This is a genomic window from Rhodanobacter glycinis (assembly GCF_900114325.1).
Classification (GTDB): Bacteria; Pseudomonadota; Gammaproteobacteria; order Xanthomonadales; family Rhodanobacteraceae; genus Rhodanobacter_A; species Rhodanobacter_A glycinis.
The window spans coordinates 388,421-399,746 of record NZ_FOSR01000002.1 but is presented as its reverse complement, the minus strand read 5'-3'; the positions used below and the strand labels follow the sequence as shown (position 1 = coordinate 399,746).

Here is an 11,326-nt window from a genome sequence, read left to right as displayed (position 1 = left end):
ACGTTCCGCTGGTGTTCGGGTTGTCATGCCAATGGCATTGCCCGGTAGCTACGAACGGAAGTGATAACCGCTGAAAGCATCTAAGCGGGAAGCACGCCCCAAGATGAGATCTCCCGAGAGCTTGACTCTCCTTAAGGCACCATCAAGACCAGGTGGTTGATAGGTCAGGTGTGGAAGTGCAGCAATGCATTGAGCTAACTGATACTAATGAGCCGTGAGGCTTGACCATATAACCCCAAGACGCTTCGCATGTGCAGATCCCTCTGCGACGAACCCGACCATCCTTGGCCGGGCTTCTCAAAAGAGCAGGATTCGCCTTGATGACGCATGTCGGTACAACTTGTTCCAAATCGCTTGTCACTCGTTTACACCTTTTGAAGCGGGCGCAGTTGCGCTGCTTCTACCCCTTCCCTGGCGGCCATAGCGCTGTGGCACCACCCGATCCCATCCCGAACTCGGAAGTGAAACGCAGCCGCGCCGATGGTAGTGTGCTTCTTGCATGCGAGAGTAGGTCACCGCCAGGGGCTTTATCCTTAGAAGGCCTCCCCATCCGGGGAGGCCTTCTGCTTTGCTGCCGACCGAACCGCTGAGAACGCCCCCGCCGTGATCGCGTGGCGTGCTGATTCCGCACGAGGGTTTCCATTTTCCGGTCCTGGCCGTGATGGCACGGAAAGCCCATGACTTCCCGTATCATGTTTCCAGCAGACCGCTATCGGGGACGCCGTGTTCATCCATGTTGAAACCAGGCGGCGCAAGCAGTGGCAGTGGGCCACGCTGTTACTGGTCGTGGTGTGCGTGGTGACCTTCGTCGGGTTGGCCCTGACGCCGGCACCGCAGCGTGTGTCCCTGCTGCTGGAATGGGGCACGATTCCGGCGAATATCTTTCACCAGCACGAGAGCCTGCTGCGGCAGTTGCGGGACCCGGCGTTGCTGCGCCTGTTCACGGCACTGTTCATCCATGTGGCCTGGCTGCATCTGCTCAGCAACCTTTTGTTCCTGGTGATCTTCGGGTTGCCGGCGGAACGCGCGCTGGGATCGTTGCGCTTCCTGTTGCTGTTCCTGATCGGTGGCGTGGTGGCCAACCTGATGGGGGCCTTGTCATTGGCCGGCGTGGGGCGCCCGATCATCGGCTGCAGCGGCGCGGTGTCGGCCGTGGTGGGCACCTACGTGGCGTTGTTCCCACGCGCGCGGCTCGGACTGGTGTTGCCACTGGGCCTGTACATGCAGTTCGTGCGCGTGCCGGCTTTCCTGCTGATCGGCATCTGGGTGCTGCTGCAATTGCTGTTCAGCTATGCAGGCCCGAGCTACGGCGCAGTCGTGTGGTGGACCCACATCGCAGGCTTCCTGTTCGGCGTGGCCTTCGCGTTGGTCTCACGCAACTCGATCGCGCGGCGCTTGCGCGGTTAGCGCTTCGGGAGCATCGGCGGCCAGGTGGTTGAGTCGCGCGAAGCGGTGCAACAAGCGTCGCGCATCGGGTGTGGGCGCCACGGCCCGGAACGTGGCCTGCGGGTCCTGTCCTTCCTGCTGCATCACGCTGTGCTTGCGCCGTATATAGGCGCGCATGACATCGGCGTTGAATTCCGGGTGGAATTGCACGCTGGTCGCGTGGCGGCCGTAGCGCAGGAAATGGTTCGGGTCTCGGCTGGAGCCGGCCAGTACCGTGGCCCCGGCCGGCGGCTCGAGTACGCTTTGCTCGTGCGTGGTGTGGGCGCGAAAACTGGTGGGTAAACCGCTCAGCAGCGGATCGCCGGAGCCGCCCGGGTACTGCGAGATGGGCAGCGTGCCAATTTCGCGGCCTCCCGGCAGGTAGTCCACGCGACCACCGAGGGCGTGTGCCATCAATTGATGTCCGAAGCAGACGCCGAACATCGGCAGTTCCGCATCCATCGCGTCCCGAATCCAGCCGGCCGTGCGCTCACTCCACGCGGCGCGTTCGGTCACCATCGCCGCCGAACCCGTGATGATGCTGCCGGACACGGTATGTGGCGAAGGCAGTGGTTCGCCCGCTGCCACGTCCACGATCCACAACGGTCGGGCCAGCTTAGCCCCGACCCGGAACCAGTGGGGAAAGTCTCCGTGGCGCGCGCGGATGTTGTCCGGGGCGCGGCCGGTAAGAATGATCAGGACGGGTTTCATGCAGTTGAACGTATCGGCGATTACTCGGCATCGATTGTATCGATGGGCGGGAGCACGGTAAGCACTTCCTGGACTGTCGTCAGTCCGCGTGCGACCTGTTCCGCGGCAGAAATGCGCAGCGGACGCATGCCTTCGGCGAGGGCCCCGGCGCCAAAGCGGCCAAGATCGAGCTGGGCCGAGATCAGCCCGCGCAATCGCGGCGACAGGCGCATCATCTCGTAGATGCCGGTGCGGCCGGTGAAGCCGGTATTGCGGCATTCCAGGCAGCCGACCGGGCGGAACACGCGCTCGGGCAGTGGCAGTGACCAGCCGTGTATCAGGGCCGCCCATTCATGCGGATCCTGCTCGGCTTCCTTCTTGCAGTGCGGACACAAGGTACGCACCAGGCGTTGCGCCACCACGCCAGTCAGCGTGGACTGGATCAGGTAATGCGGCACGCCGAGATCGAGCAGGCGGGTGACCGCGCTGGGCGCGTCGTTGGTATGCAGGGTGGACAGCACCAGGTGGCCGGTGAGCGAGGCCTGCACCGCCATCTGTGCGGTTTCCAGGTCGCGGATCTCGCCGACCATGATTATGTCCGGGTCCTGTCGCAACAGGGTGCGCACGCCGCTGGCGAAATCCAGGTCGATCGAGGTCTGCACTTGCATCTGGTTGAACTCGGGGCTGACCATCTCGATTGGGTCTTCCACCGTGCAGACGTTGATCTCGGGCGTGGCCAGGTGCTTGAGCGTCGAGTACAGCGTGGTGGTCTTGCCCGAGCCGGTGGGGCCGGTGACCAGTACCACGCCGTGTGGCCGCTCCACCATGCTGCGCCAGGTTTCCGCTTCGGTCGCGGAAAAGCCGAGCTGGCCGAAATCCTTGGCCACGATGTCCGGATCGAAGATGCGCATCACCACCTTCTCGCCGAACGCGGTGGGCATGTTCGAGATGCGCAGTTCCACCTCGCGCCCGGTGCTCGAGCGGGTCTTGATGCGACCGTCCTGCGGGCGGCGCTTTTCGGCCACGTCCATGCGCGCGAGGATCTTGATGCGTGCGGTTACCGCGGTCATCACCGGCGGCGGCAGCTCGAACACTTTGTGCATCACGCCGTCGATGCGGAAACGGATCAGGCCGGCTTCGCGGCGCGGCTCCAGGTGGATATCCGAAGCGCGTTGCTCGAAGGCGTATTGCAGCAGCCAGTCGACGATGTGCACCACATGGCGATCATCGGCGCCCACTTCGCCGGCTTTGCCCAATTCCACCAACTGCTCGAAATTGAGGATGGCGGCGGTGTCGTAGCCACCGTTGCTCTTGGCATCCTGCGCCATCTGGATCGAGCGCTGGACACCGTAGAATTCCTGCAGGTAGCGGTTGATGTCGAGCGGGTTGGAAACGACCCGGCGCACATCCCGGCGCAGCATGTGCGACAGGTCGGCTGCCCAGGCTTCCTCGAACGGCTCACATGTGGCAAAGGTCACTTCGCCGGGTGTCGCCGCCACCGGCAGAATGCGGTGGCGCTGCGCGTAGGCGTGGCTCACCACCTGGGTGACCGCCGCGGCGTTGATCTTCATCGGATCGATCTTGAGATACGCCAACTTGGCCGCGCCGGCCAGCCACTCGGTGAGGTTCTCCAGGCTCAGCGGCCGTCCCGGTTCGCGCTGGTTGGGCAACTTGGCGTTGGCAATCAGCACCAGCGGATGCAGCTCGATGGCACTGCGACCGGAGCGAGCTCCCATCCGCACCTGCTTGGCATCGTCCGCCGCCAGATAGCCGTCTACCACCAGCGAAGCCAGTGTCTCGTCCAGCGCCAGCTTGCCGCGACGGCCGAGCAGGGAGCGGGTTTGCGGATGGGCGGCCATGCGTGGGCGGGTCTCCGGAGGTGAACGCGGGCCCGACAGCCGGCGGGCAGGCTTGCTGGGGCTATACTAACGCGCTTTGTTCACGGTCACGGAAAGCCATGTCCGCACGTACCTTCCAGGATGTGATCCAGACCCTCAATCAGTATTGGGGGAAGCAAGGTTGTGTGCTGTTGCAGCCACTCGATACCGAGGTCGGCGCCGGCACCTTCCATCCCGCCACTTTTCTGCGCTCGCTGGGGCCCGAGCCGTGGGCCGCCGCGTACGTGCAGCCATCGCGCCGGCCCACCGATGGCCGCTATGGCGAAAACCCCAACCGTCTGCAGCATTACTACCAGTATCAGGTGGTGATGAAGCCGAACCCGGAAAACATCCTCGAGCTCTATATCGGTTCGCTGAAGGAGCTGGGCCTCGATCCGCTGGTGCATGACCTGCGCTTCGTCGAGGACAACTGGGAGTCACCCACGCTGGGTGCCTGGGGCCTGGGCTGGGAAGTCTGGCTCAACGGCATGGAAGTGACCCAATTCACCTACTTCCAGCAGGCTGGTGGCCTGGAGTGCCGCCCGGTGACTGGCGAGATCACCTACGGTCTCGAGCGCCTGGCGATGTACCTGCAGAACGTGGACAACGTCTACGACCTGATCTGGACCGACGGTCCGCGCGGTACGGTGACCTACGGCGACGTGTTCCACCAGAACGAGGTGGAACAGAGCACCTACAACTTCGAACATGCCAACGTGGCCGAGCTGCTGCACTGGTTCGACGTGTGCGAAACCACCGCCAATCAGCTGGTAGCGGCCAATCTGCCACTGCCCGCTTACGAGCAGGTGATGAAGGCCAGTCATACCTTCAACCTGCTGGATGCGCGCCGCGCAATCAGCGTGACCGAACGCCAGCGCTACATCCTGCGCGTGCGCGCGTTGTCGCGCAGCGTGGCCGAAACCTACGTGGCGCAGCGCGAGAAGCTCGGCTTCCCGGGATTGAAGAACACGCCGAAGGAGCAGGCCGCATGAGCGCCGCCGACAAATCCCTGCTGATCGAACTGGGTACCGAGGAACTGCCGCCGAAGGCGCTGGACGAGCTTGCTGCCGCCTTCCTTCGCGGCATGTGCGACGGACTGGCGACGCGCGGCATCGAAGCCGCACTGGACCAGGCGCGGGCTTACTGCACGCCGCGTCGTCTGGCCGTCCATATCCCCGGGGTAGCCAAGGCGCAGCCCGAGCAATCGATCGAGCGGCGCGGCCCGGCCGTCAGCGCAGGGATCGGTGCGGATGGCCAACCATCCAGGGCGCTGCTGGGCTTTGCGCAATCCTGCGGCGTGGAAGTCGGGCAACTGGAGAAGCTGGAGACCGACAAGGGTGCCTGGTTCGTGTTCCGCGCCGTGAAGCCGGGTCAGCCGGTGGCCGCGTTGCTGCCCGAGGTGGTCGAGGAAGCGTTGAAGGCGTTGCCGATTCCGCGCCCGATGCGCTGGTCCGACCACGACTACAGCTTCGTGCGCCCCGTGCACTGGTTGGTGATGCTGCACGGTGATGCCATCGTCGATGGTGAAGTGCTTGGCTTGAAGAGCGGCCGCAAGTCGCGCGGCCATCGCTTCATGCACACCAATCCGGTGCATGTGCTGGACGCGGACAGCTGGCTGGATGCGTTGCGCGCGGCCAAGGTGCTGGCCGATCCCGCCGAGCGGCGCCAACGCATCCGCGAAGAGATTGCCCGCGCCGGCCTGAAGACCAACGGCGTGCCGCGTCTTGACGAAACCCTGCTCGACGAGATCGCGAATCTCACCGAGTGGCCGGCGGCGATTGCCTGCGCGTTCGACCGGGATTTCCTTGCCGTGCCGCCCGAGGCACTGGTCACCACCATGGAGACCAACCAGAAGTTCGTGCCGGTATTCGATGCCGGCGGCAAGCTCACCGAGCAGTTCATTGGCGTGGCCAACATCGAGTCGAAGGACCCGGCCGAGATCCGCAAGGGTTACGAGCGGGTGATCCGCCCCCGCTTCGCCGATGCCAAGTTCTTCTGGGACGAAGACCTGAAGACGCCGCTGGCTGATTATCAGGAACAGCTGAAGAGCGTCACCTATCAGCAGGCGTTGGGCAGTCTGTGGGACAAGAGCGTGCGCGTGGCCGAAATTGCGCGCGTGATCGCCAACCGGGTCGGCGCCGATGCCGGTGCCGCCACCCGCGCGGCATCCCTGGCCAAGTGTGACCTGTTGACCCGCATGGTCGGCGAGTTCCCCGAGCTGCAAGGCGTGATGGGTCGCTACTACGCCCAGCACCATGGTGAGGCCGCAGATGTGGCCGCCGCGCTGGATGGCTACTACCAGCCGCGCCAGTCGGGCGATGCGATTGCCGATGGCAAGCTATCCCGCGTACTGGCCGTGGCCGAGCGTCTGGACACGTTGGCCGGCATCTTCGCCGTCGGCATGAAGCCGAGCGGCAACAAGGATCCGTTTGCCCTGCGCCGCGCCGCGCTGGGTCTGGCGCGGACCCTGGTCGAAGGCAAGCTCGATCTCGACCTGCGCGCACTGTTTGCCGAATCGCTGGAACTGTTGCCCGAGTCTGCCCTGGCGGCCGGTCTGAAGCGGGGCAAGGACGGCAAGGCACCACCGCTTGACCCGGGCGCGCGTCGCGCCGAGCTGCTCGATGAACTCCACGACTTCGTGCTGGAGCGTCTGCGCGGTTACTACGCCGAACGGGGTTTCACACCGGAACAGTTCGAAGCCGTACTCGCCGTGGCGCCGGTCAGCCTGTACGACTTTGATCGTCGCCTGCGTGCCGTGGCCGAGTTCGGCAAGCATCCCGAGGCGTCCAGTCTCGCAGCGGCGAACAAGCGCGTGGCGAATATCCTGCGCAAGAGCCGGGAAGATGGTGAGGTTGGCGCGACGGGGGCACGCGTCGTCGACCCGGCGTATTTCGAATCCGCGGTGGAAGTCGCACTGGCAGAGGCCCTGGCCAGTGCCCATCACGATACGGCCCAGGCTTTGCGTCGGGGCGACTACACCGAAGCCCTGGCCCGGTTGGCCCGATTGCAGGCGCCGGTGGATGCCTTCTTCGAAGGCGTGATGGTGAACGCCGACGATGCTCGCGTGCGCGCCAACCGGCTGGCCCTGCTTGGCCAGCTCAGCACCCAGTTCGGCGCGATCGCCGATATCGCAAGGCTCTGACGTCGTCGAGGCGTACCGTCCCGGGGCAACTACCCGGGGACGGTGGTACGACAGTCGTCTGCCTGGATAACTTCAGGCGGTAGCGTCGAGCGGGGGCCGGGCCAGAGGGGGGCGGATTCGCTCGGCCAGCCGACGGTTGAAGGTCAGCATCGCCATGGTATCGATGCTCTGTCCGCGCGGTCCCAAGATGCCGTAGAGCTCGGCCAGCAGATCCGCATTCTGTGCCAGCGACAGCGCGCTCTGGCTCAGCTCCAGCTCCGACTGCAGGATCTTCAGCGCCGTATCCAGACGCTCCGAGTCCATCGCCATGCCGGCGGTTTGCAGCGAGGTCGCCGCCGTGTGCAATTTCGTGCGGTGCCGGTTCGGCTGCACCGACTCGGCGTTCGTCTGGTCGTCCATCGGCGCATTGACGGACGGGTCGACCTGCATGGCCCCTTCGCCCGCGACCAGCCAGACCAGCGAGACGCCCAAGGTGCGGGCCAGGGTCACGCAGCGCGCTCGCGAAGGGTCGGTGTTGCCATCTCGCCAACTACGGACGACACCTTCGGAAAAACCGCACATTCGTGCGATTTCAGTGACGCTGCCGACCCTGTAGATCAGCGCTTTTATGCGATCCGAGAAGGTGGCGGACGACTCGGGCAGGGAGTGATTGCGAGAACTCATCGTATATTCTTCCGTTCCTGTGTCGCATAGCCATGAATGTAGGCCAAACGACCACCGCAGAATGTGAAATTTTGCGAAGCTTGATTGTTATGAAAGCGTTGACTTCGGCAATTTCTTGCTATAGGTTCGCAATATCCTGCTGATTCGATGCGGTCTGGAGGGCATTGCCATGATGGGAACGCAGGAAGTTTCCAAGCGTTGACAAGGCAAGCGCATCAAATCGGCAAGAAAGTATGGGCGGCTCAATCTGCCAGCCTGCAAATAGCTGTTTTCAAACACTTTTGATGCCCCGGCTTTCGGGGTGATTCATGGGGAGATTTGTTGATGAACAAGCATTCCATATTGCGCGGGGCCCTCCCTCGCCGGACTGCCCTCGCTCTGGCACTCGGACTCGGGTTCAGTGGATTGGCGATTGGCCAGTCAACCGTTGGCTCCATCTTTGGCCATGTGGCGAATGGGGCTAATGAAACAGTGACCATTCAGGGCACCACAGGCGTGACCCGCACGCTTACGGTCGACAGTGCTGGCAACTATCGTGCGAGCAGTCTGCCCCTGGGCACTTATACGGTGACGTTGTCGCAGAACGGCTCAGTGGTTGATACGCGCAAGAATGTATCGATCACTGTCGGTGGTGGTACTGAGGTGTCGTTCGGTGGCGCGAGCGTTTCGAACGCGGTAGCCCTGAGTGCCGTGACCGTGACAGGCAGCGCATTGCCGGCAATCGATATTTCTTCGGTTTCCACCAGCACGGTCATTGATGCCAAGCAGTTGAGCATGCTGCCGCTGGGGCGGAGCGCAGAGTCGATCTCGCTGCTCGCTCCGGGCGCTGGTATTGGCAGTGGCAACTTCTCGACGACCACCAATCCGAATGGCGCAGTCTCGTTCGGCGGTTCGGGCGTCACTGAAAATGCCTACTACATCAACGGCTTCAATACCACCAATCCGTTGAGCAACTTGGGTGGCATAGGCCTTCCCTATGGCGCCATCGACCAGCAGCAGGTCTACACGGGCGGCTACAGCGCCATGTATGGCCGCTCCGATGGCGGCGTGATCAGCCAGGTCGGCAAGCGTGGCACGAACGAATGGCACTTCGGTGGTCAGTTTATCTGGGCCCCGGTGGGCGCTTCGTCGTCGCCTGGTGATATCTATTATCCGAATAAAGCGTTTCCCGCTGGTTTTGGCTACGAGAACAAGGATCTGCCAGGCACCATCTACCGTCGCCGCGAAGGCGACAAGTCTTGGACGAAGACTTACAGCGCGTACGTGGGTGGCCCACTGATCAAGGACAAACTCTATTTGTTCTTGGCAGCAGAGTCCGAAAAGCAGGAAGGCGTTTCGACCAATTCCAGCGCGAGCAGCATCCAGGCTCGCAATCACTACAAATACGACTTGCCCAAGTTCTACGGGAAGATCGATTGGAACATCAACGACAGCAACATCCTTGAGCTTTCGCACGTCCGCAGCACGACGCGTTACAGCGGTGTGTACAACGCTTACGACTACGCAACGAATGTCGAGAGTGGCCCGACCGGCTCCTACCCGAATACCACCAAGATTTCATCCAAGTACGATATTGCGAAGTATACGGGTTACCTCACGGATGATCTGACGCTGTCCGCTACGTGGGGTCGCAGCACCACCGGTGACTACCAGACCAATCCGAGCGACAACGGCGTGACGCCGTACCTGTCGGGCGTGACGAACCAGAACCCGCTTTACACCGGTGGCACGCCGATCAAGAACTCGGTTGGCACCTCCAGCTCGAAGGATCCGGACGCCAAGAACACCACCCGTGGCTTGCGAGTCGATCTGGAGTACAGGCTCGGTGATCACGACCTGTCCGCCGGTATCGACAATATGAGCTACTGGGCGTCGAACGAAGGTCAGTCGATGTCGGGCCCCGGTTACGCGTGGATCTACAGCCATGCGTCCAATCCGAGCAAGGCCATCAGCCCGTCGTTGGGCGTTGGTGCGCCAGGCGGCAATGGTTATTACGTGCGGAAGTACATCTTCAGCACCACCACCAGCATGTCTGCCAAGCAGACGGCCCAGTATGTGCAGGATCGCTGGCAGGTCAGCAACAACCTGCTGCTCAGCCTGGGCCTGCGCAACGATAAGTTCGTCAACAAGAACAACGTCGGCGCGACCTATGTCGACAGCGGCAACCAGTGGGCGCCGCGCTTGGGTGCTTCGTGGGACGTCTTTGGCGATTCATCGTTGAAGGTGTACGGGAACCTTGGTCGGTACTATCTCGCGCTGCCCAACAGCGTGGCCATCCGCGGCGCTTCGGCATCCACCTACACCAACGAATACTTCGATTACGTCGATATCAAGGCAGACGGCTCGCCGGTCCTCGGCAAGGCGCTGGGGCCCGGCCCGGTGTCTACCAACAACGAGTACGGGCAGGCGCCCGATGCGAAATCGGTTACCGCCACCGACCTCAAGTCCCAGTACCAGGATGAGTTCATTGTCGGCTTTGACAAGAAGCTGGGTGAAAGCTGGGTGACTGGTGCGTCGTTGAACGTGCGCAAGCTGCAGACCGCGATCGATGACGTTTGCGACACCGGCAAGATTGCCGACAAGCTGGCCGCGCAAGGCATCAATCCGCACAGTGTGACCATTCCTGGGTGCGTCATCTTCAATCCGGGCGAAACCAATACGTTCAGCCTCGCCAACGCCAATGGCAATGGGCGCACGTCGGTCCGCATGTCCATGAGTGACTGGGGTTTTACGACAGGAGCGAAGCGCAAGTACTACGCGCTGAACATGTATCTTGAGCACCCGTTCGACGGTAAGTGGCAGGGTCGCATTGACTACACGTTCTCGCGCAGCTATGGCAATACGGAAGGCCAAGTCAAGTCTGACACGGGCCAGACCGATACCTCCAAGACTTCCGACTGGGATGCCGCCGCACTGATGCAGTACAGCAACGGCATTCTCTCCAATGACCGTACGCACCAGATCAAGATTCGCGGTGCCTATGCGATTACCCCGGAATGGATGGTGTCGGGTGTCCTGATCGCGGAATCGGGGACGCCGAAGAATTGCCTGGGCTACGTCGGCCCGACTCAGGAGGATCCGGTCGGTTACTCCTCGTACTATCACTACTGCCTCGGCCAGCCGTCCCGTCCGGGCGATGCGGGTCGCAACCCGTGGACCCATATGTTGGATCTGGCGGTGACCTATCGTCCCAGCTTTGCGGACCACAAGCTCGCGATCAGCCTGCAGGGCTTCAACGTGCTGAACGAGCGTCGTCGTGTCCAGACGTATGCGAACAACTCGAACAGTGTTGCTCCCTATACGATCACCAACACGTATGGCATGGGCGAGTACTTCGAGCAGCCGCGTTATGCACGTCTGCAGGTGACCTACGACTTCTGATCGTAGGTGGTACCGATAAAAGAATCGCCGCGCATGCGGCGATTCTTTTATGTGCGTGCCGAACAAAAGCGAAATGCAATTTCGCAAGATGCTTGACTGCATTCGAACGAGTGTAGTGTTTGGAGGATCGAACGCATCCCCTTATTGA

At 62.3% G+C, this 11,326-nt stretch carries 7 protein-coding genes and 2 rRNA genes; 6 read left to right on the top strand and 3 right to left on the bottom strand.

Annotated features, from left to right (window positions below; all coding sequences use genetic code 11):
- From BMY90_RS03890 to BMY90_RS03880, 3 genes are all read left to right on the top strand, one after another.
- Positions 1-229, top strand: a 23S ribosomal RNA gene (locus tag BMY90_RS03890); the annotation flags it as partial.
- 181 nt (positions 230-410) lie between these two features.
- A 5S ribosomal RNA gene (rrf, locus tag BMY90_RS03885) occupies positions 411-524 on the top strand.
- 199 nt (positions 525-723) lie between these two features.
- The gene (locus BMY90_RS03880; protein ID WP_008211253.1) at positions 724-1,407 is read left to right on the top strand and encodes a rhomboid family intramembrane serine protease; all 684 of its coding nucleotides are present in this window, start codon (positions 724-726) and stop codon (positions 1,405-1,407) included.
- Here the strand turns inward: BMY90_RS03880 and BMY90_RS03875 are convergent.
- Together BMY90_RS03875 and tfpB are read right to left on the bottom strand one after the other, a co-directional pair.
- Positions 1,372-2,136 (bottom strand): glutamine amidotransferase, encoded by a 765-nt coding sequence (locus tag BMY90_RS03875; protein ID WP_092701764.1) that lies wholly within the window; start codon positions 2,134-2,136, stop codon positions 1,372-1,374. The two genes, BMY90_RS03880 and BMY90_RS03875, sit on opposite strands and share 36 nt — an antisense overlap.
- 20 nt (positions 2,137-2,156) lie before the next feature.
- Positions 2,157-3,974, bottom strand: a complete 1,818-nt coding sequence (tfpB, locus tag BMY90_RS03870; protein ID WP_092701760.1) for a type IV pilus assembly ATPase TfpB — start codon at positions 3,972-3,974, stop codon at positions 2,157-2,159.
- A gap of 98 nt (positions 3,975-4,072) precedes the next feature.
- Between tfpB and glyQ the strand changes: the two genes are divergently transcribed.
- Positions 4,073-4,984: a glycine--tRNA ligase subunit alpha gene (glyQ, locus tag BMY90_RS03865; RefSeq protein WP_092701757.1), complete on the top strand. Its 912-nt coding sequence runs from the start codon at positions 4,073-4,075 to the stop codon at positions 4,982-4,984.
- Positions 4,981-7,134, top strand: a complete 2,154-nt coding sequence (glyS, locus tag BMY90_RS03860) for a glycine--tRNA ligase subunit beta (protein ID WP_092701754.1) — start codon at positions 4,981-4,983, stop codon at positions 7,132-7,134. Before glyQ ends, glyS begins: the two co-directional genes overlap by 4 nt.
- Positions 7,135-7,206: 72 nt before the next feature.
- Here the strand turns inward: glyS and BMY90_RS03855 are convergent, their stop codons facing one another.
- Entirely contained in the window at positions 7,207-7,797 is a 591-nt protein-coding gene (locus tag BMY90_RS03855; RefSeq protein WP_245734864.1) for a helix-turn-helix domain-containing protein, read from the bottom strand.
- A gap of 324 nt (positions 7,798-8,121) precedes the next feature.
- Between BMY90_RS03855 and BMY90_RS03850 the strand changes: the two genes are divergently transcribed.
- Complete coding sequence (locus BMY90_RS03850) at positions 8,122-11,178, top strand: TonB-dependent receptor (RefSeq protein WP_175481485.1); 3,057 nt, start codon at positions 8,122-8,124, stop codon at positions 11,176-11,178.
- Positions 11,179-11,326 lie beyond the last annotated feature (148 nt).

What these genes read in the sequence shown, in the direction of transcription:
- BMY90_RS03875 (WP_092701764.1), bottom strand. Translation starts at nt 2,136, where the DNA reads ATGAAACCCGTCCTGATCATTCTTACCGGCCGCGCCCCGGACAACATC.
- tfpB (WP_092701760.1), bottom strand. Translation starts at nt 3,974, where the DNA reads ATGGCCGCCCATCCGCAAACCCGCTCCCTGCTCGGCCGTCGCGGCAAG.
- glyQ (WP_092701757.1), top strand. Translation starts at nt 4,073, where the DNA reads ATGTCCGCACGTACCTTCCAGGATGTGATCCAGACCCTCAATCAGTAT.
- glyS (WP_092701754.1), top strand. Translation starts at nt 4,981, where the DNA reads ATGAGCGCCGCCGACAAATCCCTGCTGATCGAACTGGGTACCGAGGAA.
- BMY90_RS03855 (WP_245734864.1), bottom strand. Translation starts at nt 7,797, where the DNA reads ATGAGTTCTCGCAATCACTCCCTGCCCGAGTCGTCCGCCACCTTCTCG.
- BMY90_RS03850 (WP_175481485.1), top strand. Translation starts at nt 8,122, where the DNA reads ATGAACAAGCATTCCATATTGCGCGGGGCCCTCCCTCGCCGGACTGCC.